A 24,203-nucleotide genomic window follows, 5' to 3' on the forward strand; every position below is an offset into this window, starting at 1 on the left:
ATCGATTGCCAATCCGCTTAGCATTACCTAAGATACTCCAGAGTGTAATTCACAAGTTTGTTTGTGCTAGGTTCCAGCATCCCCTAGCTCTCTCGTTAACAGTGACAAACTGCTACTGGGCTCTTTCAACGTATGTTATTTGTTAAATTATTAGCCATTATATTGAATTGTAAACAAATTGTCAACAATACCCAAATGTTATTTTAAAATAATTCGCAGTTTCATACGTATATGTTATTCTTTATCTTCTCCAATAATCCTTACTTCACGCTCTAACTTCACGCCAAATTTCTCTTCAACTGTTTTTTGTACAAAGTGAATTAAATCAATATAATCTTGTGCCGTTCCGTTATCAACATTCACCATAAATCCAGCGTGTTTTAGAGAAACTTCCACTCCACCAATTCGCTTACCTTGTAGTCCTGATTCTTGAATCAATTTACCAGCAAAGTTATTTGGTGGGCGTTTAAATACGCTACCGCATGAAGGATATTCTAGAGGCTGTTTTGACTCACGTTTAAACGTTAAATCATCCATTTTTGCTTTAATTTCTTCATGTACACCTTCTTCAAGTTCAAATCTCGCTTCAAGAATAATGTAATGGTTGTTCGCAAATACACTCTTACGATATCCAAATTCAAATGCTTCTTTCGTCAAAGTACGTAGCTCTCCATCACCTGTCATTACGACAGCTTCTGTTAATACAAACGAAATCTCACCGCCGTATGCACCTGCATTCATATATAATGCTCCGCCAACTGAACCTGGAATACCACAAGCAAATTCAAGACCCGTTAAGTTATGGTCTAACGCAATACGTGATACGTCAATAATTGCTGCACCGCACTGTGCTACAATCGTCGTTCCTGTTACAGTAACACCTGTAATATGAATTAAACTTACTGTAATCCCGCGAATTCCACCATCTTTAATAATAACATTCGATCCATTTCCTAAAAACGTAACTGGAATATTATATTTGTTCGCATATTTAATAACTTCTTGAATTTCGTCATAATTTGTCGGCGCAACAAAAACATCTGCTTTTCCGCCAACTTTAATATGCGTATGATTCTTTAACATTTCATCTTGTTTCACATGACCTTCAGGCAATACCGTACTTAAATATTCATAAACCTCTTGCATATTCATTTTACGATTCCTCTATTTCTATATTCTTTTTATCCCGTTATACGGGCCCATAATATCCCCACATACATGAAATGAACCTAAAGTGGTGGATACAGTGTACCCAAAATCAATTCGAGACACCTATTAACCTCTTAATTTATAAGAGGTGCCACTCATATTAAAATATATATTGCATAATAAAGCAACCCAAATAGGCTACTAAACTTGACATGTCATCAGAAAGACAACAATTTGTAAAATATATTACTTTTTCAAAACACTACCCTTCAGTATCTTACTATACCACACGAAAATAAAGTGGTATTTTTTTGTAATTTTTGCTTTATTTTCATCAATAAAAAAGATGCTTTTACCTATGTAAAAACATCTTTTTCATTACTTATTTTAAATTACTTTTCGTTCTCTTCTTTTTCTTTATCAAACCATAACAGTTCATCGTTATCCACTTCACCATTATAATTGATTAAGATTTCTTCTCCTGCTTTTATATCTTTATAAGCATAGAAGTTAAATGTATGATTCTCAAAGACAATATCATACGTCGCATTCGGTGTATATGAATGATTGAATAACATGCCGTATCCTAAAAGGATTGCCGTATGATTAATCCCATACTCAAATGCGTAGTCAGCAAGTAATGTTTTCTCAATGTGTTCATGCTGTTCATTCGGGTAAGAGATAACTGGCGCTGCGTGTATCAACTCACCTTTTTTAATATCACGAGTTGCAAATACACCTCTATTAAATTCTCCATCACTAAGTTCAGAAGTCTTAACTTCGATCATATACGTCACCTATTTAATTCTTTCTTTGAAGTATTTTAATTCCGCTATTAGCTGAATTTCATCTTCTTAAGCTTGGCAGAAAACGAGCAGAAAAGCAATTAAAATCCGAGCAAGTCTTCGTTTAAATGAAAAAAGGGCACAAACGTTGTGCCCTTTTTAAGTGATATTACTTTTCTAAAATATTTTCTAACAATTTCACTTGCTCGCTAACAGTATGTAATGTCTTCACAGATGTATCATTTCGATGTTTTTCTTCTTCCACACTTGCTAACACTTCTTCTGTAGCTGCAGAAGTTTGCTGGATTACATTGGAACCATGTGTAACATCCTTTACGATATTCGTCGTTTTAACTTGGAAACTTTCTTGATGACCAACGATTTCTCTCATTACATCATTAATTTCATCAATAAATTTCCCTAAATCCGTTACATTTGTTAAAACACTTACTAGCATTTCATTACATTCTTCTTGTACTCTTTCTGATTTCTCTACTTGCACTTCTACCTTACTTGCTTGATTACTAAAATCCTTCAAAATCCCTTGAATTCTTCCCGCAGAACGATTCGATTCCTCAGCAAGCTTTAATACTTCATTCGCTACAATAGCAAATCCTTTTCCATGCTCACCTGCTCTTGCAGCTTCAATATTTGCATTTAAAGCTAGCAAACTCGTCTGACTTGAAATATTCGTTATTACATCTACAATTTCATTAATTTGTTTCGATTGCATCATTAAATCTCTAAATATAATTCCTGATTGTGAAACAACATCATTTAAACTTCTCATATTCGCTTCAAAACTTCGTAGAGTATGTACACTACCTTTTGAAATTTCTAAGCTTTCATCAACACGAATCGATGCATTTCTTACTTGAGAAATGATTTGTTCAATATTTCCCTCCATATCGTTCAATACTTCTACCGAACGATGGATCATCTCTGATTGTGATTGCGTGCCAACTGCTACCTCTTCAAAAGCAAAATTGATTTCACTCATTGACTCCATCGATGTATTCATATTTTGTCTTAAATAATTGAAATTACGATCTAGTTTCACAACCGTTTCCTCAATAAGCCTTTGCGTTTCTTCTAACTCCTGAGCTTTTCTCATTACTTCTTGCTTCTCATCACTTAAACGAGCCAGTAAGTTAGAACCAATTTTCGTGACGCCCCACATAGCGATTGTCACGATCGCTAACAAGCTTGCGAAGTTTGCAGCTTCAGATGCTGCTGTATAAGCAAAAAATTGCTCTGGCCAATAACTACAAAGAATAAATGTGATTACAACTGCCACTCCGCCGAGAATTACAACGAGACGTTCACTTAAATAAATAAGTGAAACGGCTAGTGTAAAATAGACCATTTGAAATACAGCTGGGCTTTCATTAAAAGCTTGTACCATAATGAAAGACATCGTAAGTAACATAAACGTCATGATATATTTATACATCGCTTCCATGCTTTCTATAAAAGTAAGAAGCGTTCCAAATACAACGACAGAAATACCACAAACCCAAAATGCGATTGCTCTCTCTGTAAAAATATATCCGTAATACCCAATCGCGATGATTCCAAGGAAGAAACTACAAATTGTAATAAACAGCAATAAATGATTTTTCTGTGATTCTTTCTCAAGGTTAGAAAAACAAGTTTTCTTTAACCATTCCATATATAGTCCCACCTTCTGCACTTAATTACTTCAGCTTAAATACCGCACTCACTGGGTTATGATCACTATTTTCAAACTTTAAATCTTTTCCTTGCACATTTACAATCTCAACATTCGGTGAAACGATAAAGCCATCAATAATCGTGACGAAGTTTTCGCCTTCTACATACTTCTTCACATCGTCTCTCACCGTCATAACAGATGAGTCTACAGCCCACTTAAAGCCACCATCAGTAAAGTCCTTCGGTAACTCTACCAACCATTCAGGACGCTCTTTCACAAACTTCGGATCACTTAATTGAACGTTAGAAAGTAATTGATTCCAATCTCCGCCCATTATTACGTAATCACCATTTTTATAATGCTTGTTCATATATTCTTTTAAAAACTCTACTTGCTGTTTTCTAATTTTCCCGCCTTCATCGTACGCAGACAAATGTAAATTTACGAGTCTAACAAACTTCCCATTACTAACAGGAATTTTATGCTCAACAATCGCTCGATCTAAATCAAACAAACGCTTCGGCCAAGGCTCCATTCCAGGAAGCTGGAACCTCTCTGCTGTTTGAACTTTATATTTAGAAAATGTACTTAATCCAGCCTCCGCATATCCCATTGGACTTGTAATTGGGACAGGGACCCATTTTGTATCATAGTTCTTTCCGAACGATGAAGCATAATTAGGTAATCCATTTTTCAAAAATTCATGCCCATTTACATCAAAAGATCGCATTGATTTTATATCGACTTCTTGTAATAACGCAAAATCACTATTCTCATTTTGTAAAAACGAAAGCATATTCTTTAAGTTAACTTCCGTTTGCTCTTTACTACTTGAACCAGACCCCTTTCCTCCATCCATAAAGAAGTCTTGGTCCTTATCTAATCCGGCATATCCAATATTAAATGTTGTAACTTTAAATTCATTTCCTGTCGCTAATACGCGCTCTTTATTATTTTCCACCTTCAAACTTACAACATCAGCAGGCTGTTCTTTAGTAAGTGTCATATACCCTAAAAAACCACCTACAACTCCTACCCCTACTAAAATACATATAAGTACTATTTTTAATAACTTCTTCAAATAAACGCCCCTTTTCTAAAACACATAACTTAATTATCTTTATTTTCAGTTAATTAAAACTGAATGACAGACATAACAAATATTTTATCATATCAAAAACCTTATATCACTATATTTAGTTTATAAACAACAACTCTTGCTCTTACATTATCAAAAATACAAAATCCCCTAACTCCTTCACTGGAAATCAAGCGCAATGTTTAGTACACTATATGTAATAATTATAGGCGATGGAGTTCGCCATAAACGCTGCTTAGCTAATGACTCCTACCAGTATCACTACTGGTAGGAGTCTATTTTTTTGAGCAAGCTATTTAAAGAGGTGAGAAAATTGATTTATATTATCGTTGGCATTGCTGGCATATTAGGGGCCCTTTCTCGTTATTATTTAGGTCTTACGATTCAGGAATTTTGGCATCATACATTTCCACTAGCTACATTACTCATTAACTTAGTTGGCTGCTTCTTATTAGCATGGCTGACTACGTATATCGCTCAGCGAAACATCTTGCCTGCAGAAATTATCACAGGCATCGGGACTGGATTCATCGGTTCCTTTACGACATTTTCAACATTTAGTGTAGAGACTATTCAATTGATCAATCATTCCGAGTGGAGCATAGCCTTCTTATATGTATCATGCAGCATACTTGGTGGCCTCATTATGTCTGGACTTGGCTATACATTAGGTGATTTCTTAATTAAGAAACATCTTACGGAAGGTGATCATTTATGATAGAAGCTTTATTAGTAGCAACAGGAGGATTTTTCGGTGCCATTACACGATTTGCAATTAGCAATTGGTTTAAAAAAAGAAATAAAACTCCCTTTCCAATCGCTACATTTCTCATTAATATAACAGGAGCGTTTTTACTCGGATATATAATTGGCAACGGAGTCACTACAGGTTCGCAATTATTGTTAGGCACTGGATTTATGGGTGCCTTCACGACATTTTCAACATTTAAGCTAGAGTCCATTCAGCTCTTCAATCGTAAAAACCTTAGCATACTATTTCTATATTTAAGTGCTACTTATATCATTGGTATCCTCTTTGCATTCCTCGGAATGCATCTAGGCAGAATATAAAAAGAAAGCGACTCTTATCAGTCGCTTTCTTTTTATAAGAAGTAAGTCCCGCCATATGGAATGGAAAACACCCCCGCTGGATGCACATCATAATGCACACTTTGCATTGGAAGTTGTGAGTATGGCATATACTGTCCTTGCATCATTTGTGCCAAATATGCTTGTTGCTGCATTTGAATCACTTGATTCACAGCATGAATGGTTCCCTGTGCGCCAGCTAAAGTAATAGCTGCTCCTACTTGTCTTCCATTATAAAAATGATGGTTCATCATGATTCATCTCACTTATTCTTTTTCTTCCATATGGTATGTTTCTATCTCATAGTGAGTGTTTTGTCCCTATCTATTGCCCTTTTTCAGCTTTGAAGTAATAAATCCAAATAATAATACACCAATACCGCTAAAGAACAATACATAACTTATTGGTACTAGGAAAAAGAAAGGTTCTTCAAGGAATCCATTCGCTCCTACTTTACTGTTTGAAGCATGTATAGCTAAAGTAATAATCGCTAAAATCATGAAAGAAATAGCTACTACATATTTGTTTTTCATCTTGTACTCTCCTTTAATTTTCATTGATCTTATTACCATCATAATAAGCCCGACAGTATCACAAGTCAATAATTATTTATTGTTTTTCGATAAATAATTTCTGTTTACATTACAAAAAAAGCTATAGACACAATATTATCTATAGCTTTTTCAATCGGTTATTTCGTTCCAAAGTATGCCTTTTGGAACATACACATCCTTATTGCATTATGATAGTTACCATCCACGAAAAACTCGTCTAGCAGTTCACCTTCCACCATAAATCCAACCTTTTTATAAACATGTACAGCTTTTTTATTCTCTTTATCAACAACTAAATAGAGTTTATGCATATTTAATACAGAAAAAGCGTAATCCATCGCTAAACGCGTCGCTTCCGCTGCATAACCATATCCTTGATAGTTCGGATCAATAATAATTTGGAATTCCGTTCTACGGTGAATATAATCGATTTCTACTAACTCAACTAATCCAACCATTTCATTGTCCTTTTCAACGATAAATCGGCGTTCGCTTTGATCATGTATATGTTTATCGTATAAGTCTTGCAGCTCTACAAATGCCTCATACGGCTCTTCAAACCAATACGACATAATATGTGCATTATTATTCAGTTCGTGTACAAACTTTAAATCTTCTCGCTCTAATGGACGCAATTTCAATTCCTGACTCATTTCTATAACCTCCAAGTAAAAGAAACCTCTTCACTTAATTTCTCAATTTTTTTCAATTTCAAACGCCCTATTTACATTGTAAACTTTCAAGTAACTTAAAGGTCAAGATTTAATCAGCCCGATCCCCACCTAACTTCTTTGCTTTCGCTGCATTTTGAGGTGGGGGTCTTACTGCCCATTAAAGCGGGATAAAAAAGTAGTGCAAACCTTTGTCTGCACTACCTTCTCTTACTCTTCTTCTCGTAATGTTTCTAACACTTCAATTGCCCATTCACACCAGTCGATGTACATTTTTGAATACCTTATTCCATATTCAACAGTAATATACTCTCCGATTACCTGTTTACGAATAGACGACTGATCCGGAAAACTATAATCTTTCCATTTTTGAGTTTCCCGTATTACATGCGCTTCTCTATCAATTATCTTCTGTAATAGTGAAATAGCTTCACCTACTGAAATAACATTAAAACTTGAGGCTTTTAATAAAAACTCATCCTTTATACGTTGGGGCTTCGTTTTCGAATAAATAATCCATTCAACAAGAGCCTTTTCCCCCTCTTTCGTCAAAGAATATATTTTTTTATTTGGACTTCCTTCTTGATAAATATATTCGAACGTAACCAGGTTATCCTGCTCCATTTTTGATAATTCTTTATACACTTGTGAATGACTTGAATTCCAAAAATAAATGAGTTGTTCTTGAAACGTATGATACAAGTCATAACCAGTTTGTTCTTTTTTTGAAAGTAGTCCAAGTAATGCATAACGAATAGACATTCTTAATTCTCCTAACCGGACTTTGAAATTATGAATAATTTGTTTCAATTTTATTATATCGATTGTACTCCTTTTAATAAACCATTATTATAACCATATGACTATTTGGTCATATGTCATTTAAATAATAAAAGGAAAGGAGGATATGATGAAAAGGAATATACTTCCGTTAATGACCGTTCAATTTTTTATCTTTTTAGGATTCGGCATGATTATCCCTGTTCTACCAGAAATCATTACAAATTTACATGTGCCGTCACATCATTTAGGGATGCTGTTATCTTCTTATTCGCTTGCTTCATTCTTAACAGCTCCACTTTGGGGAAAGATTGCTGATCGAGCTGGTCGGCGTCCTGTACTACTAATTGGTATACTCGGATATTCCATTAGTTTTTTCTTAACAGGTTTACTGATTGATAATGTAACTGGCTTATACATCACAAGAAGCCTAAACGGATTATTTGCAGGGGCATTATACACCGCTGCAACAGCTTCCATTGTCGATATGACCAATGAAAATGAGCGTAATCGTTATATAGGACTGATGGGTGCTTGCATTGGCATGGGCTTTATTGTCGGGCCAGCAATTGGCGGTATGCTAAGCCATTTTGGAAATGCGGTTCCGTTCCAAATTGCTAGCAATCTTCTTCTCATTTTATTTCTCTATACATGTTTTACTTTTAAAGAGAGTTTAAACAATGCAGAAGAAAAACATGCTGAAAATCCATTTAAAAAATTCATTCATTTACCAGCTGCATCAATTGGATTATTTTTCATTACCTTCACAATTTCTATGGCATTAGCTGGATTAGAAGGCACTTATCAACTATTTGGTAAACAAGCAATCGGCATTACACCATTACAAATCGGCATAATCTTTTTAGCAAGCGGCCTAGTAGATGCATTTATACAAGGTGGACTCATACGCTACATTCGTAACGGAGATGAAAAACGCTACATTATAATCGGACAAATCATTTCTGCAACAGGCTTATTTTTAATCCCATTCATTACGAACTTACTATGGGCTGGTATTTGTTTATCCATCTTCACAGCTGGAAACGCACTCGTACGAACATGTACCTTATCCTTTCTAACAAAACAAATAAAAAGCGATCACGGTACCATTTCAGGCTTAAATTATTCATTTGACAGTTTAGGAAGAATTATCGGACCAGTATTTTTCACAATGATATTTACATCACAAGGGGCAATATCTTTCATAATAGGCGGTATGATAACGATACTTTCTATCGGATTCGTAATCTTATTTTCAAAAAAACAACATACATACGGGAGTGAACTGTAATGCTTAATACTTTTTATCAAATTCACGCGGGATCATGGGCAATTCTTATCATCTTATTTATTATGAGTTACATGCTTAACAAACAAGAATTTACACTGTGGGGGCAACGTGCATTTTATGTTCTTATGTTAGGTTCAGGAATCGGAATGGTAGTTATTAAAAACTTCCCTGTCATTTCTATGATAAAAGCAGTATTCGCTCTTATCCTTATTATGTCGATGGAAATTCTCGTAGCAAGAAAAAGAAGAGGACAAACTCATACGTTATGGTGGGGTGTATTTGCTATCACGTTCATCGTTATTTTATTAATCGGATTTCATATTATATAAAGTGAAACTTTAATCAGTGGGGGGTCTTACAGCCCATTAAAGCGGGATAAAGCAAAAACCCCTAAATATAGACTACTCTTTTCTCAAATCCCTCATATTAGATATGTATAAAGCGATAACTAAAATAAGAATTGCTCCTGCGTATAATAACGTCTCCATCGGTTCCTCATGAGACACAATAATCAATCGAATTAACGCCGTGATTCCAATATAAATAAAATAACGTAACGGAAAATGGTAGTTCGACTTAAAATACTTAATAATCAATGCGATGAACTCGAAGTATAAGAAATAGACGATAATACTTTCAACCAATTTATACGACGTATATTCCTTTGTTGAAAATATGTATTGAATAAAAGTAATCGTCTCGTTAATTAAAAAAATAGATAAGACAATGGATAATATAATTAACGCTATATTTAATATCCACTGTAAAACACTCGCGATAAAATGATCAATATTAAATGATTTCATTTTCTCATTAAACTCCCCTTCGTATAAGTACATATTTATTATAGCAAAATTATAATTGGAGGTGGGTTAAATCATATTTTCGCCCTTTGTTGGTGCCGGTGTGTGGGATGTTCATTGTTTTGAGGAGTCTTTTAACCGCAGAACTAGATTGCATATTAAGAAAGTCCCTCAATTTGCTATTGGTAGTTATTGTTCCAAACAGAAGTGTGTAGTCTTGTAAAGCACGTAAATGAGCATTTTTAGACGTACTATTACAGTTTGAGCAACGCCAGCCCTGTTTTTCTTTTAACATTGCCATTGTAAAACATTCCTCACACTGCACGCCCTTTAGTAATTCCTCTTTTTTTAATTTATATTGTGCCAAAATATTTTGTCGTTGCGGAATGTGCTCATTCATAATCTGATTTATAAGTCCATCTACATTACCAATTATATCTTCTTTATATTGATTTTCCATTTGTTTGATTCTATTAGGTAAATTTGCACCGTGGATAATTTTATTAGGAAGCATTTCATCTGAAGTTTTAATAATTGTACGAGGAGAACTAATTACAATGAGAGATTCAATCGGAATATTATATAAACCATGCAAACTCAGCCATTTTCTCAGCTGCATCTCTTGCCGTTTCACTTGTAAAAGCGGATCTGGAAAACCCTCTTCTGAAGCACCATCTACGATTCGAATGAGTTGATTAAACTTTGCATCAAAAATTAACGTACCAATGATATTTTTTATTTCAAGAAAAAGAAGAAAACATGAGGAAATTATGAGGGCATCAATTTGGAAATAATGTTTCTGATCAAACAATCTAATGTCATGTAAAATGCTATATTTTGTTTCAGATAGAAAACTAAGCGGATATTCAATTGCCTGCTCTCCTTTATAGCCAGCCATAAATTTCGCTAAATTTTCAGCCACCACGTTCCTTTTTGGATGATGAGCAGGCAATCTTCTAAGTAAAGCTTCTAATTGGAGCAAATGTACGGGCATTTTCCGTTCTTTCACAATCATCTTTATCCCCTCCAAAATATATCAGCGATTTTTCAAATATATCAGCGCAACTCCAATTATATCGGCGATTTTCGAAATATATCAGCGCAACTCAATTTATATCAGCGATTTTCATAATATATCGACTTACCGACAAAAAACGACACAACAAACACTCATAAACAGTATATCACCACATCTAAAATCGCACTGTAAGCATAATGTTACTCCTCCCTTTTGATTACGACATTTTAAAAACGAGAGAATCACATTCACCTTATGTAAAATAACTTTTTTATAAATGCAATCGCAAAAAAGCTGCTACCTACAAAATATAGACAGCAGCTACAGTATACATTTTATAACTAATAAACAGCGATCGGCCCATAAGGACCATCAATAATCTCTATTTTTGTTTCAAAAATATCTGTCAAAAGCGTTGGGTCCATAACTTCTTCTACTGTTCCAAAAGCAGCAATTTGTCCATCTTTCATAGCACAAATTTTGTCAGAGTATTTTGCTGCAAAATTTATGTCATGCATAACAGTCAAAATTGTTCTTCCAAATTCATTAGCTGCACGTCTCAAATGCTCCATCATTTGAACAGAACGAGCAACATCAAGGTTGTTCAAAGGTTCGTCCAAAAGTACATATTCAGTCTCTTGGCACAATACCATCGCTACATATGCCCTTTGTCTTTGACCACCAGAAAGCTCATCTAAATATCTATTCTCTAAATTCGTTAAATCTAGGAAGTCGATATATTTAGAAATAATAACTTCATCCTCTTTCGTTAATCTTCCCTTTGAATAAGGAAAGCGTCCAAATCCAACTAATTGTCTAACAGTAAGCCTCGTTACAAAATGATTTTCTTGTCGCAATATAGTCAAAACTTTTGCTAAGTCTTTTGATTTGGATTCAGAAACATCCATATTTGCTACTTGGATTTGACCTTCATCCATATCTAAAAGTCTTCCTATCATCAAAAGTGTCGTAGACTTTCCAGCACCATTTGGTCCAATTAAAGAAGTAAAGCCCGCTTTTGGTATTTCAATATCCAAAGGTCCTATTTTTACCTTATCAGTATAGAACTTTTTAACATTATCGATTTTTATCATAAAGCCCTCTTCCTTAAAACTATAGTTAAGAATATAATTCCACCAAATAATTCAATAATAACTGAAACTACACCTTGAGCATTTAATACATGATACATTAAAAAGTATGCGCTCGTCATTATTAAAAATCCGATTGCAAAAGCCATTGGGAAAATATATCTATGATCATAAGTTGCCGCCGCCTGATAACTCAAAGTTGCTACTAAAAACCCATAGAAAGTAAGTGGCCCAATTAAAGCTGTTGAAATAGACATTAAAATAGCTACTAATACAAGCGTATAAATTACACTAGGTTGATATTTAACTCCAAAGGAAGTAGCAACATCCTTTCCTAGTGATAACACATTTAAATTCTTAGAATGAGCAAAAATTAATACTGCTACAATTATAATCATCGGAATGACAATAGGAAAATATGCAGGATCTGCATGATTAACAGAACCAAATAATTTTGCTTGTAAAAGATCAAACTCTGAAGGCGCAAGTAACTTTCTCATGAAAGTTGACATAGAATTTAGTCCAGCACCAATAATAATCCCGACTAAAAGCATAAGTTGTAAATTTCCGTATTTACCGGAAAGTAGCCATCCATAAAGTATCAAACTCATGAGGACCATAACAAAAATTTGAAATAAAAATGGACCAATCCCAGTAAAATTGATCAATGCACTAGCACCAAAGAAGAATATTGTACTCGTGTGAATTGCTGAATAAAGTGATTCGAAACCTAAAAGCGAAGGCGTAATAATCTTATTATTCGTAATGGATTGGAAAGCAACTGTCGACAAGCTATGGCAAACAGCTGCAATAATCATTGCAACAATAGCTACAATCCTTCTCTTAACAACTGGGATAAAAGAAGGTGAATCTATCGGAACTGGATTGTTATACACTAACAGTCCATATGAAGAAAGGAGGCCTAAAGCAATCAATGTTATCAGTACAATCCAATAACGTCTTGCTTCCTTCTTAGAACGAAAAGCGCTAGCTGATCTACTTTCATTATGAAGGCTAGAATCGACTTCGACATTTTCTTTATTTCTATAATCTAATGTGATCATCGTGGCCTCCTTGGTTTTCTTTTTCTCAATAAAATAGTAATAAACACGACTGCTCCCACTGATGCCAGTATTAAAGAAACAGGTAATTCAAAAGGCTTTATAATTGTTCGAGAAATGATATCACAGGCAGTTATTGTCCCCATTCCGATCAGACACACCCAAGGTAAATTACTTCTAAGATCATCACCTCTAAACATGGAAACAATATTTGGAACAATTAACCCTAAGAAAGGTAAGTTTCCAATAACAGCTGCAACAATCCCAACGGCAAAAGAAATAAGGGCTGTTCCAAAAAGAACAATTCGGTTGTAATTAACGCCAAGGCTTGTTGCGACATCTTCTCCTAGTCCAGCTAAAGTCAATCTATTCGCATACATAAAAATAAGCAAAGTAACGATAACAATCAGCCATAAATATTCGTATCTTCCGACCTGAATGTTAGCAAATGAACCTACAAACCAAGTTTCAATACTTTGCGTCATTTGAAAAAGGAGTCCCAAAAAAGTAGACACTGCAGAAATAACTGCTCCAAGCATTAATCCAATAATCGGGACAATTAAAGACGAACGAAGCTTAACTCTTCTTAAAAATAGAAAGAAAATCATAGTTCCTATAAAAGAAAAAATGATTGCACCAGTCATTCTTTGAACTAAAGTTGGGGCAGGGAATAGTAAATACACAAAAAGCAGGCCTAAGCCTGACCATTCAATAGTCCCCGTTGTAGTAGGTTCAACAAATCGATTTTGTGTAATAAGTTGCATGACAAGCCCTGCCATCGCCATTGCAGCTCCAGTAAGCATTAATGCAACTGTTCTCGGAACACGAGTGATGAAAAACATCTCCATTCCGTCCTCTTGTCCACGTATATCATAAACGCCAGTAAACAGTGATATAATCCCTAAAATTAGAACAACTATAATCGCTATTATAAAAGATTTTGTCCATAATTTATTGTGATTATAAAACTGGGGTTGAGAAATATTCTCAACCCTAGAAATTATATTTTTTGACACTGCTTCGTACCCCTTTACACTACTTAGCTAAAGTTTTTGCGATATTTCCAAATAACTCTATATAAGTCTGAATTGATTCATTTGTGTAAGTATCTGCTGGTGCATAAATAACTTGTTTTTTAGAAACAGCAGTTGTGTTTTGAAGAGCTGGTGATTTAGAAATAACATCCTGAGCAGGAGCTGACTTAGCTGCATCAGATGTTGCAGCATCACGATCTAATACGAACAGCCAATCAGGATTTGTTTGTGCAATAGCTTCAACAGAAACGTCGTCACCTTTATGACCTGCAGTAGAATTAGAAACTTCTAATGCTGGAGTCCAACCGAAAATTTCATACATTGGTCCCCAAACACGACCAGAATGTGGAGCAGCAAAACCAATATTACCGCCAGTAACGATAACACTCATAACTTTATCTTTTCCGTTATAAGCAGATTTTGCATTTTCAATAGATTTATCAAAATCAGCTACTAATTTTTTAGCTTCTTTATCTTTATCAAAGATTTTTCCTAAAGTAACTGTAGAATCTTTAAGTCCTTTTACTAAGTTTTCTCCAGGCTTAGTAGCCTTCTCAGAAACATCAACATTAAGATCAATAACTGCTGCATTTGGTACTAATTTTTTGATTTCTTCGTAATGGCTAGCAAATCTTTGACCAACGATTACAAGGTCAGGGTTTGCAGCTGCGATAATTTCAAGATTTGGTTCACGGTGATTCCCGATATTTTGAACTTTTTCATCCTTTTTATATGCTGAATCAGCAGGCATGACATCCTTTGGAGCAGCCGCTAATTTAATTCCCCAATCAGCTAAAGTTTCAAACGTTCTATTATCTAAAGCAACTACATTCTTTGGATTTACAGGAACTGTAACTTTTCCATGCGCATCAGTGATTTCTACTGTTTTTGGCTTATCACTACTATTATCTTTAGTAGCCTTCGAAGTTTCTTTACCTGAATCTGAGCAGGCTACTAACATTAAAGTGAAAACTGCTAGAATACTTACTAATTTTAAAAGCATAGTTTTTTTCATACGTATACTCCTTATTATGTAATTTATTTCGAAAATGATGACTTCCAAAGATTGAATTAGATAGTAACTACTATTCACCTAAATCAATATTGATAATCATTTTCATTTGAATATCCTGTAAATAAGTATAGTCATTAATTCTGTGAAAATCTTGTGAATGGTGTGAGTTAATAAAATTAAACATAACTTAAATATAATCTCAACTAATGCGCAACAAATTCATCCCCCACACGTACTAACCAGTAGATTAGCACCTTATAAACTGTGATTTCTACTGTAAAAAAAATGACCATTAATAGCTAATTTTTCATATTTCACATAAACTATTTTATCATTCAATCATTGAATAGCCTCTGCCATGTATCGTTTGAATATATCTGTCTTTCTTCTCACACTTTAACTTTTTTCTTACATATCCAATATATAAGTCTACTACATTTGGATTTACTACTACGTTATATCCCCAAACCTGATTCAAAAGCATTTCACGGCTCAATATTGTGTTTTTATTCTTGATTAAAAATACAAGTAAGTCGTACTCGCGTTTCGTAAGCGAGAGATTTTTACCGCCTTTTTTCACAATATTGCTAGATACATCAACAAGGAGATCTTTAAACTGAACAAAATTCGGCTCATTTTGCTGAGTATAATCACTTCGCCTTAAAATAGCTTGAACTCTTGCTACTAATTCTTCTTTCGCAAATGGTTTTCTTATATAATCATCCGCTCCTGCTTGTAACCCTGCTACGCAATCCTTGCTAGAAATATTGTCGGTCACAATAATGATCGGTGTCATTTTAACAAGTCGTATTTGCCTGCAAATTTCTGGTCCGGACATGCTTAATGAATCCCAATCTAATATGATAATATCCCAATCTTGTTCATATACTATATTTAAACCTTCGTTTTCATTGTGAAGTTTTAAAATAAAACAGCCTTCTTGCTTTAAACCACTTACGATTTTCTTCGCTAAAGACCGTTCATTCTTAATTACTAACACCTGCCTCACCGATGGTTCACCTCTACTTCAATATAACTTGGTTAGATAAAAAATTATTCCCAAAAAATAATTTAAGATTTATAGGTATTAAACTCCTAAAAAAAGTCATTATAACAGCTTATTAGGAGAACTCTATATAATCTTACAATAGGTATGGATAAAAAGACAAAATATGTTAACATTTGAATAAAGTGATTTTATTAATAGAAACTCACCAATCAGGCGTTTACGAGCAGCTATAGTATCTACCTGCTTATCATCCATAACCATTTCTTTATTTTCTGTTTCAGGGGTACTGCCTCATCCCTATCAACTTAAGTATTTTATAAAAGCACAAAACAAAAAGAACCATAACCTCACCAAACTGGCAAAATTATGGTTCATATCATACAAAATAAAAAACCACCAAATATGTATTGGTGGAGACGGTGGGAGTCGAACCCACCCTCCAAAAATACTGTTATATTAACTCTTGTAGAGATAATCAATTTTTTTGACTACCTTTTTGAATACATTTAAAACTAAAACATACTTTATTTAATATCTAACGCAGGAAGATTCTCAATTATTTCTAAAGTTTTTAAAGACATAGTAACAACGCTTCCTATTAAATCTAATATATATTGAGGGCTTTCTGAATAATTATTTGGATTATTTTCTATAGCACTAGGCTTATCTATCTTATACTGATATTGATCAATAACCCACTCTATTGGCGACCTTCCATTAACAATATATTCATGTGATTTTATAGGAATATTTTCTATAGTAATTTGATTATTATAGATAATTTTCGATTTGTCTGTTTTTTTGTCTTTTCCTTTGCCAAACTTCATTTTTTGAACTTCATATGAAATTCCTTGTGATTCATCTTTAATATTAAAATTCAATGAGTATGGTTCTAAATTTTCATAATTCAAATGTAAATTCGCTAACTCTTTTCCAGCTTCACAGAAACCAAAGAAGTCTTTTACTAATGGAATTCTAGGAATATCCTTCTTTAAATCATTATTAAACCGTTCTCGGTACTCTTTAGAATGAAGAATACCATATACATAATAGAAAATGTCTTCTTTAGTTACCTCTTGTGAATATGCCTCTTTATATATAGCTAAAACTTCATCAGAAATATTATCTTTTCTATCATACTCTACATCACTTTCAAATAATCCTGTATTGTCCATTTTTTCATACAGGTATAGTGGGTACACCTTAGGCATAGCATCTAAACAATTTTGATCTGTTAACATCTCTGTTATCATTACAGAAAAGTCTTTTGTTCCACCATTTCCAGAAGTAATTAAAGCATAGTTTTTCCAACCTTCTTGCTTAGAATGCACTTTACCCCACTTACTAGGATATTCAACAAGGAAGTTATCATTATATAAATAGCGTTTAGTAAAAGGTCTGTAATATATTTGAGAAATTAATTCACTGTTATAATTAATTTCTTGACCATTTGCTAGATATCTTTTTAAACCTCTTGACCAGTTTATAAATTGAGGATTATTATTCACAAAGTCATTAAGATTCATCCCTGTTTTAAATTCTTTTTGGTATCTTTCCATCTCAAACTTATAGTTATTAATCAATCTCTGCACATTAGTTTTGAGATTCTCATTCGAATAATTTGTTAGCCATGCATCTCGACTTGTCCCTATACCAATTAAACGTGTTTTAAAAATTTCATGTTCCCCTTCATTAAGTGGAAGAAATTGTTCAAATTCTTCGTTTTGATGATTAATCCAATTTCCATGTTTATCTGGCGTAATTCTTTCCATTTCACTCTCTAATAAACCAAAACTTTTTTTATCCTCAATAATCTTTAATTTTTCTTCTCTGCTTAGATAGTCTCCAATATCTTTATAATGTATTACACACTCTTTTTGAGAAGGATCTTTTACTAATAGGGTAATTGCTACAGGCGTCCGTGACCCACTTCCAAAGATTTTTCCGCCTTCTTTACGAGACTCTTCTCCTTGAGTTCGTTGATTTCCCCTTAAGTTAAATATATAAATGTGGTTAAATTCAGCATATAGACTTTTTCTCAATCCATCTGCTGCAATACCATCTATAAAGCTTCCATTTGTTACAAATGCAATTACTCCTTGCGTTTTTAACCTATCTGTACTCCATCTTATAGCCCGAATGTAAGAATCGTAAATCGAGTTACTATTTACTGCATCAGAATACTTCACATAAGAATCTAAAATATTTTTATCAAGAATAGGGTACTTTTCATTCTGATTATTATCATTGGCACTTTGTTGTTTTGCTGAATAAGGAGGATTTCCAATAATAGCGAAAATAGGTTCCTCTTGTTGTCGTTTTAAACGGGTATTATTTTCATCAAATAACTCATCTATAAATGAATTTTTATTCTCTGTACTTTCAAATGTATCTGTTAAGACAATTCCTTCAAACGGCATATATTCCCCACCATATAAACTATGGAATGTTTCTTCAATATTGATGGCTGCGATATAGTAACTTAGCAATACGATTTCATTGGCATGAATTTCTTGCGTATACTTCCGTAATAAATCCTCTTTAGGAATTAACCCACTTTGTAATAAGCGAGTAACAAATGTACCAGTACCTGTGAATGGATCTAATAAATGTACACCTTCACTTGCTAATGATTTTCCAAAATGTTTTTTCAATACATCATCTACTGAATGAATGATAAAGTCTACAACCTCTACAGGTGTAAATACGATTCCCAATCGCTCTGTCGTTTCTTTAAATCCTACTTTAAAGAATTTATCATATAGTTGAATAATAATGTCTTGCTTCGCCTTTAAATTATCTACACCTTCAGCACGTACACGAACGCTCTCATAAAAAGATTCTAATTTTTCTTGTTCCTTCATTAGCCCCTGTTCATCTAGTATGGATAAAATCGTATCCATCGATTTAGAGACTGGATTATTATGCACAAAGCTATATGAGTCAAATAATGCTTCAAAAACTGGTTTTGTAATTAAGTGCTGTGCTAACATTTCAATTGCTTGAGTTTCACTTATCGAATCATTAATATTATATCGTAAGCTTTTAATAAACTTTTGGAACTCTTTATACACTTCACTATCTGTATCTTCCAGCATTACTCGAATACGTAACATATGCTGTTGAGCAATTTCTGCTACGTCTTTTGACCAGTCTTCCCAATAACGTACGTTCCCGACTTTACGAACAATCTTCCCATAAATTGCACGTTCTAAATCAGACATATCCTCTTCTGTTAACATCATAGATAACTGTTCATCTCTCTGAGTTAGTTCTCCTCCTTCTGGAGCATCACCTACACCAACAATTTGAATTTGATCAGGTTTCTTCTTATTCAATTCTAATTTATTTATTGTCGCATCAAAACGTTCATCTAAAGAACGCAGTGCATTTAGAACTTCCCATACAACACGATATTTCTCATTGTTATCGAGTACTGTATTTTCATCTTTTCCAGAAGGTACACCAATTGGTAAAATAACATATCCATAATCTTTCCCTGACGATTTACGCATAACTCGTCCTACTGCTTGGGCAATATCAATTTTTGATTTCCTAGGCTTTAAGAACATAATTGCGTCTAGATCTGGAACATCGACACCTTCAGTTAAAAAACGAGCGTTCGATAAAATACGACATGTTTGGTCAGGTACTTCATCTTTTAACCATGAAATTTTCTTATTCTTTTCTAAAGCATTCATGGAACCATCGGCATGATCAATCTCAATTTCATATTGATGTTCTACTTCGTCAATATCTTGATACAAGTAGTGGTCGACGACGTGAGTAAACATGTCTGTAATTAATTTTGACTCACGAATAGTCCCTGTAAAGGCGATAGCACGTTTCATCGCTGCTCCTAAAGCTTCGTCTGAGTTACTACTTCGACGTACTAAACCATTCCAACAACCAATAATTTTTGTAATATCATCAAATTCTAGTTCTGAATTTTTATTTGCAAGCATATTTTGGAAACGACGAGCAATCATTTCTTCATCCACTGCCAGAACCATCACTTTATAATCTGTTAGGATACCTTGACGAATAGCATCACCAAAACCAATACGATAAAATTCTTCACCATAAAGATCTACATTATCCATATCTGCAATTAATACGGACAATTCTTCAGCTTTTTGTTTTGCCGTATCCCCATATACACGAGGTGTGGCGGTTTGATATAAGCGTTTTGTTGTTTTAATATTTTCATCATAGTGAACCTTAGTAAAACTACTATCTTCTTTTCCTATTTCAGTAGCTCCTGTAGTACGATGTGCTTCATCACACACAACTAAATCAAATTCATAAAATCCATTCTTCTGTGCATCAATAATCACATCAATTGATTGATATGTTGAGAATACTGTCAGGAAATTACCTTTAGATGCATTGCTTTCAATACGTTCTTGATACTCCAAGAGTTTTTCTGTGCTTGTAGTTGCTGGAAAACCGATATCCGCTACTGTAATATCCTCAAATTCCCCTTTAGTTTCTTGCTTAGTTACTTTTCTATCAGAACATACAGCAATGGCATCCATTTGATAGTTTATATCAGCAGTCCATCCTCGTAGTGTTTGTGAAAGTAGTTGAATACTCGGTACTAAATATAGAACTCTAAATACCCCTTCTTTTTTCTTAGCTAATTCTTCTGCAATAGCCATAGATGTATAAGTTTTCCCAGTACCTGGAGCCATAATTAATTTTCCTCGTTCAGCTGTTTCAAATCCTTTGACAACTGCTTCAATTGCAGGAATTTGATGTGATCTTGGTATTTTTTTAGATTGTATTTTTACTACTTCAGGAGCAGAAAATTTAAACTCTGACCAATCAATAGTACTTTCTTTCAATTGTGATAATGAGATTCGAGTGATTTCTTTATCTCTTTCTAATAATGCAGCTTCCGCATTATTTCCCCAATTATCAGTTGTTGTAATAATAATTCCTCGAGAATAATACGTTTTCCCAACTTCATTTAAAAATGAATCAATATGCTGCTTCTGTATTTTTGTATCTTCCGAATAATATTTCGCTTGAATAGCAACTAAATTACCGGTTTCTCTTTCTCTTGCTACTAAATCGACACCTGTATCATTTTTAGGAATATTATATTCTTCTGGTACGTCATGAAGCATCCAAATGCTATCAAATAAACGTTTATACATAGGCTCATTTTCAAAATATACACGTGATAACAACTCAAATCTTGTTCCTCTATCACGTTGTTTATCAGTTTTATATTCTTCATCTATTTCTTTAACTAATGAAATAAAACTTTTCGAACTTTCTAAGTCCACACTCATAATCATTCCTCCATACTTTCTCATTAAGTTTATTTAATTATATATGTTTTATTAAAAAAATAGTAAAAGGATCGAGTAATAAAATATATAAACCCCCACCCTTCCCACCTTTCTTACAGAGTATTATCAACATCTTTAATTACATATTATAGATACGAATATCAGATATTCACATTAACCTTATAAGGAGTTATATCACTATGACAACACAAATATTAGCAAAACGTATTAATATTGTTCAAGTTAAATTAGTATTTGAAAAAGCACCTTATATAAAGAACGTCATATTCGTTCTTCACAAGATGCTTATCAGTTAATCATTGATTTTCTAGGTGACATAGGTCGTGAACATTCATTGTTCTATGCTTAGATGTTAAGAACCCACTCACTTGTATTTAAGCCGCTCACATTGGCAGCTTAAATACAAGTATCGTTCATCCATGAGAAATGCTGAAACCAGCTATGCTTGGTAATGCTACTTTTATTATTGTTGCCCATAATCATCCTTATGGTATTACTAAACCTAGTTCTGAAAATGTATAGGTTACATAACGCTTAGAAAAAGCCTGTCACATTCTAGGCATTACTTTGCTAGATCATATTATTGTATGTCCCACAGAATATTTTTTACTAAAAGAAAAGGGCTTAGTCGATTAAAATGGAAGGAGCGAATCCAATGGATAGAAAAATTATTATCTCAGTTGTTATAACTGTACTGACTGAAATTTTAAAGAAGCAAAAATAATTTACTACATTAGTACATGTACACGATATTAATGAATAAAAGATTATTCTTATATCCCAAAATCAGAAGTGAGCTAAACAACTACTTCTGATTTTATTTTTTTGATTTACGATTCTTTTCATTATAAATCATTCTATAGGCAGCTCCGAAATGGTTTATCGAATATGAACCTTTTACACCGAATATTTTTTCTAAGAAAACTTCTTTCTCATATGGATCTATATCCAAATCTTCTTCATCTTCTTCTATTAAATTCAAGTCTATTATTAAATCATCAACCAACTCTAAATATTTTTCATTATAACCTAACGAATCAAATATTTTTTTATACTCTTTTAATTTGATGTACATTGTTAATTCTTTTTCTTTTTTATTAGACTTTTCTGTATTAATAATAGACTTTTTCAAAGAAACCTTACATTCATCAAATATTGATATATATGTTTCTAATACTTCTGGACGTACGAGAAAATCGACATTGTAACAAGAATTCATTAATAAATTTTTCATTAAAGGTGATTTAATTTTTGTTAATATTTTTAATTGATCTTTTATTTTTTTATCAATTCCATTTAATTCTTCAATATAAATCTCTTTAGCTAAATAATGTATATCAATGTAATCCGTATATGTATCAAAAAATTTCATGCATAAAGCTTTATCTACATCTTTGCTTTCTATCAGCCATTCTAAAAATAAATTTAAATCATTTCTAGAATTTGAATATATTCTATTTTCTCCAATTTTAGCTAACTTCGAATTTATTAACTTAAAACCATTAAACCTTTTAATCAAGCTCTTACTATTCTTTTTTGAATAAATTAGTACAAATATTATAAAAGGTTTTATGGTTTTTAAATAAAGATTTGTCTCTATATTATCAAGTTGAATTTCATGCATATTTGATTTTTCAGTAGCTACTATGCTGTTCAGTGTTTCAAAGAACTCTCTAAACTGATCATTGTTTTTTTTATTCCCTAAAACTTTGCCTATTTCTATAGCCTCATCCATCAAAACTGACATTTTCACATCATTTAAAAACGCCATTTTTATTTCTTCTAGAAGATCCTCATCTTCATTAAAGTTTTCTTTTATCCATTGAAAAAAATATTCAATATCCGAATTTATTAAACAAATAAATTCTTCATTAACTATGATCCATTCCAAGTTATTTTTGTTCTCTCGAATCCTACTCATGATTTCTTGTTGTTCTTGTAAATATTCAAGTTTCGCATCTGAATATTTTTGTTCGAGTTCCTTTAATTTGTTTAAGTGTTGTGCTTCACTGTTCAACTTGTTCAATAACTCTCCTACTTTCTTTCAATTTAATTCTTATGCCCTAGGTACTAACACTCACCTTAATTAAAGTCATTTTAGAATTGTCAATAGGGTTTGTTCCTTTTTTCACTCTTTTTAATCTGGATTAATCTATCCAAAAAAAACAAAAATCTTTTATAAACTATACCTAGTTCCAAAATAATGATAAAGGGAGTTATTACCATAATGAAAAATTCTATTGAAAAAATAGTAAACAAATTTCAAAAAAAATTAAAAAAAGGACAATCAGTTTTTATCATTTCACATAATCATGACAAATCTATTTTTTTAGGTTTAAAAGAAGAAATTGTTCTCGATACTTTATTGATTCATAAAAAAGTTGATGGAAATTCATTAGTACAAGGCTATATTAATAACAAACCAATTAAGGAATCATCTCCGATTAGTATATTTCTAGATTTAGAAGAAATAGATTTCCCTGAGGTCTATTTACACAGCGGAGATCAAGTAGAAATATTACCTGAATGTACTGAAGACTTTATCGTCATTTTTTGTGAGTTTGTTCCATACAGTATATTATTTTATGTTTTTAATACTCCTTATTCTCAAAGGGGAAAGAAAAGCATAAGTGCTGAAAATAAACCCCTTACAGATTATTTTAAACATTTATTTCTTAGCACACTTCCTGATGATCAACGTCAAATAATCCAAGACTCATTATACGCTGAGCACACAGAAGAAAAATAAGGAGATATC

Annotated in this window: 22 protein-coding genes, 1 pseudogene, 1 riboswitch and 1 other annotated feature (1 of these 25 cut by a window edge); of the genes and pseudogenes, 6 read left to right on the forward strand and 17 right to left on the reverse strand. The window is 33.0% G+C overall.

The window, feature by feature from the left end; translation table 11 throughout:
- Positions 1 to 138, reverse strand: a binding site (T-box leader); it reaches 78 nt to the left of the window's first position.
- A 96-nt stretch (positions 139 to 234) separates the two neighbouring features.
- The 4 genes from murB to PDQ68_RS20025 form a co-directional block, all read right to left on the reverse strand.
- Positions 235 to 1,152, reverse strand: a complete 918-nt coding sequence (gene murB / locus PDQ68_RS20010) for a UDP-N-acetylmuramate dehydrogenase (RefSeq protein WP_061183362.1) — start codon at positions 1,150 to 1,152, stop codon at positions 235 to 237.
- 389 nt (positions 1,153 to 1,541) lie between these two features.
- A complete protein-coding gene (locus PDQ68_RS20015; protein ID WP_000573649.1) occupies positions 1,542 to 1,937 on the reverse strand; it encodes an SET domain-containing protein in 396 nt (131 codons plus the stop codon).
- 166 nt (positions 1,938 to 2,103) lie between these two features.
- On the reverse strand, positions 2,104 to 3,606 hold the full coding sequence (locus PDQ68_RS20020) for a DUF4077 domain-containing protein (RefSeq protein ID WP_061183363.1): 1,503 nt from the start codon (positions 3,604 to 3,606) through the stop codon (positions 2,104 to 2,106).
- Positions 3,607 to 3,631: 25 nt separating this feature from the next.
- On the reverse strand, positions 3,632 to 4,690 hold the full coding sequence (locus PDQ68_RS20025) for an endonuclease/exonuclease/phosphatase family protein (protein WP_061183364.1): 1,059 nt from the start codon (positions 4,688 to 4,690) through the stop codon (positions 3,632 to 3,634).
- A gap of 217 nt (positions 4,691 to 4,907) precedes the next feature.
- Positions 4,908 to 4,967: riboswitch (Fluoride riboswitch) on the forward strand.
- Between the two features lie 54 nt (positions 4,968 to 5,021).
- On the opposite strand from PDQ68_RS20025, the gene crcB (PDQ68_RS20030) reads away from it, so the two are divergent.
- Together crcB (PDQ68_RS20030) and crcB (PDQ68_RS20035) are read left to right on the forward strand one after the other, a co-directional pair.
- On the forward strand, positions 5,022 to 5,426 hold the full coding sequence (gene crcB / locus PDQ68_RS20030; RefSeq protein WP_016718876.1) for a fluoride efflux transporter CrcB: 405 nt from the start codon (positions 5,022 to 5,024) through the stop codon (positions 5,424 to 5,426).
- Positions 5,423 to 5,779 (forward strand): fluoride efflux transporter CrcB, encoded by a 357-nt coding sequence (crcB, locus tag PDQ68_RS20035; RefSeq protein ID WP_016718877.1) that lies wholly within the window; start codon positions 5,423 to 5,425, stop codon positions 5,777 to 5,779. The genes crcB (PDQ68_RS20030) and crcB (PDQ68_RS20035) overlap by 4 nt, the downstream gene beginning before the upstream one ends.
- A gap of 32 nt (positions 5,780 to 5,811) precedes the next feature.
- On the opposite strand, the gene PDQ68_RS20040 is transcribed toward crcB (PDQ68_RS20035), so the two are convergent.
- The 4 genes from PDQ68_RS20040 to PDQ68_RS20055 form a co-directional block, all read right to left on the reverse strand.
- Complete coding sequence (locus PDQ68_RS20040) at positions 5,812 to 6,051, reverse strand: DUF3947 family protein (RefSeq protein WP_061183365.1); 240 nt, start codon at positions 6,049 to 6,051, stop codon at positions 5,812 to 5,814.
- Between the two features lie 66 nt (positions 6,052 to 6,117).
- A complete protein-coding gene (locus PDQ68_RS20045) occupies positions 6,118 to 6,354 on the reverse strand; it encodes a DUF3955 domain-containing protein (protein WP_113712794.1) in 237 nt (78 codons plus the stop codon).
- Between the two features lie 134 nt (positions 6,355 to 6,488).
- Positions 6,489 to 7,004 carry a spermidine N1-acetyltransferase gene (speG, locus tag PDQ68_RS20050; RefSeq protein ID WP_061183366.1) on the reverse strand — a complete coding sequence of 172 codons (516 nt, stop codon included), beginning with the start codon at positions 7,002 to 7,004 and terminating at the stop codon, positions 6,489 to 6,491.
- Between the two features lie 228 nt (positions 7,005 to 7,232).
- Complete coding sequence (locus PDQ68_RS20055) at positions 7,233 to 7,784, reverse strand: PadR family transcriptional regulator (RefSeq protein ID WP_061183367.1); 552 nt, start codon at positions 7,782 to 7,784, stop codon at positions 7,233 to 7,235.
- Positions 7,785 to 7,932: 148 nt separating this feature from the next.
- Here PDQ68_RS20055 and PDQ68_RS20060 point away from each other — a divergent pair, with 148 nt between their 5' ends.
- Both PDQ68_RS20060 and PDQ68_RS20065 read left to right on the forward strand, forming a co-directional pair.
- Positions 7,933 to 9,093 carry an MFS transporter gene (locus tag PDQ68_RS20060; RefSeq protein WP_061183368.1) on the forward strand — a complete coding sequence of 387 codons (1,161 nt, stop codon included), beginning with the start codon at positions 7,933 to 7,935 and terminating at the stop codon, positions 9,091 to 9,093.
- Positions 9,093 to 9,422, forward strand: coding sequence for a DUF1516 family protein (locus PDQ68_RS20065; protein ID WP_000935275.1), 330 nt, complete (start codon positions 9,093 to 9,095; stop codon positions 9,420 to 9,422). The genes PDQ68_RS20060 and PDQ68_RS20065 overlap by 1 nt, the downstream gene beginning before the upstream one ends.
- Positions 9,423 to 9,494: 72 nt before the next feature.
- Here the strand turns inward: PDQ68_RS20065 and psiE are convergent, their stop codons facing one another.
- The 8 genes from psiE to PDQ68_RS20105 all read right to left on the reverse strand — a co-directional run bounded on the left by psiE (position 9,495) and on the right by PDQ68_RS20105 (position 21,424).
- Positions 9,495 to 9,899 carry a phosphate-starvation-inducible protein PsiE gene (gene psiE, locus PDQ68_RS20070; protein ID WP_016718882.1) on the reverse strand — a complete coding sequence of 135 codons (405 nt, stop codon included), beginning with the start codon at positions 9,897 to 9,899 and terminating at the stop codon, positions 9,495 to 9,497.
- Positions 9,900 to 9,948: 49 nt separating this feature from the next.
- Positions 9,949 to 10,911 carry a nuclease-related domain-containing protein gene (locus PDQ68_RS20075; protein WP_016718883.1) on the reverse strand — a complete coding sequence of 321 codons (963 nt, stop codon included), beginning with the start codon at positions 10,909 to 10,911 and terminating at the stop codon, positions 9,949 to 9,951.
- 344 nt (positions 10,912 to 11,255) lie between these two features.
- Entirely contained in the window at positions 11,256 to 12,008 is a 753-nt protein-coding gene (locus tag PDQ68_RS20080) for an iron ABC transporter ATP-binding protein (protein WP_000590065.1), read from the reverse strand.
- On the reverse strand, positions 12,005 to 13,069 hold the full coding sequence (locus PDQ68_RS20085; RefSeq protein WP_061183369.1) for an iron chelate uptake ABC transporter family permease subunit: 1,065 nt from the start codon (positions 13,067 to 13,069) through the stop codon (positions 12,005 to 12,007). Before PDQ68_RS20085 ends, PDQ68_RS20080 begins: the two co-directional genes overlap by 4 nt.
- A complete protein-coding gene (locus tag PDQ68_RS20090) occupies positions 13,066 to 14,082 on the reverse strand; it encodes an ABC transporter permease (RefSeq protein WP_000041834.1) in 1,017 nt (338 codons plus the stop codon). The genes PDQ68_RS20085 and PDQ68_RS20090 overlap by 4 nt, the downstream gene beginning before the upstream one ends.
- 19 nt (positions 14,083 to 14,101) lie before the next feature.
- On the reverse strand, positions 14,102 to 15,115 hold the full coding sequence (locus PDQ68_RS20095; protein ID WP_061183370.1) for a siderophore ABC transporter substrate-binding protein: 1,014 nt from the start codon (positions 15,113 to 15,115) through the stop codon (positions 14,102 to 14,104).
- Positions 15,116 to 15,446: 331 nt separating this feature from the next.
- Positions 15,447 to 16,124, reverse strand: a complete 678-nt coding sequence (locus PDQ68_RS20100; protein ID WP_061183371.1) for a response regulator transcription factor — start codon at positions 16,122 to 16,124, stop codon at positions 15,447 to 15,449.
- 524 nt (positions 16,125 to 16,648) lie between these two features.
- Positions 16,649 to 21,424, reverse strand: coding sequence for a DEAD/DEAH box helicase (locus PDQ68_RS20105; RefSeq protein ID WP_333724089.1), 4,776 nt, complete (start codon positions 21,422 to 21,424; stop codon positions 16,649 to 16,651).
- Positions 21,425 to 21,886: 462 nt separating this feature from the next.
- Between PDQ68_RS20105 and PDQ68_RS20110 the strand changes: the two are divergent.
- Positions 21,887 to 22,081: pseudogene (locus PDQ68_RS20110) on the forward strand (JAB domain-containing protein).
- Between the two features lie 181 nt (positions 22,082 to 22,262).
- Here the strand turns inward: PDQ68_RS20110 and PDQ68_RS20115 are convergent.
- The gene (locus PDQ68_RS20115) at positions 22,263 to 23,471 is read right to left on the reverse strand and encodes a hypothetical protein (RefSeq protein ID WP_270786922.1); all 1,209 of its coding nucleotides are present in this window, start codon (positions 23,469 to 23,471) and stop codon (positions 22,263 to 22,265) included.
- A gap of 201 nt (positions 23,472 to 23,672) precedes the next feature.
- Here PDQ68_RS20115 and PDQ68_RS20120 point away from each other — a divergent pair, with 201 nt between their 5' ends.
- Positions 23,673 to 24,194 carry a hypothetical protein gene (locus PDQ68_RS20120; RefSeq protein ID WP_086385568.1) on the forward strand — a complete coding sequence of 174 codons (522 nt, stop codon included), beginning with the start codon at positions 23,673 to 23,675 and terminating at the stop codon, positions 24,192 to 24,194.
- The last annotated feature ends 9 nt before the right edge of the window (positions 24,195 to 24,203 follow it).

It is taken from the genome of Bacillus cereus group sp. Bc010, assembly GCF_027716745.1.
Taxonomy (GTDB): Bacteria; Bacillota; Bacilli; order Bacillales; family Bacillaceae_G; genus Bacillus_A; species Bacillus_A pacificus.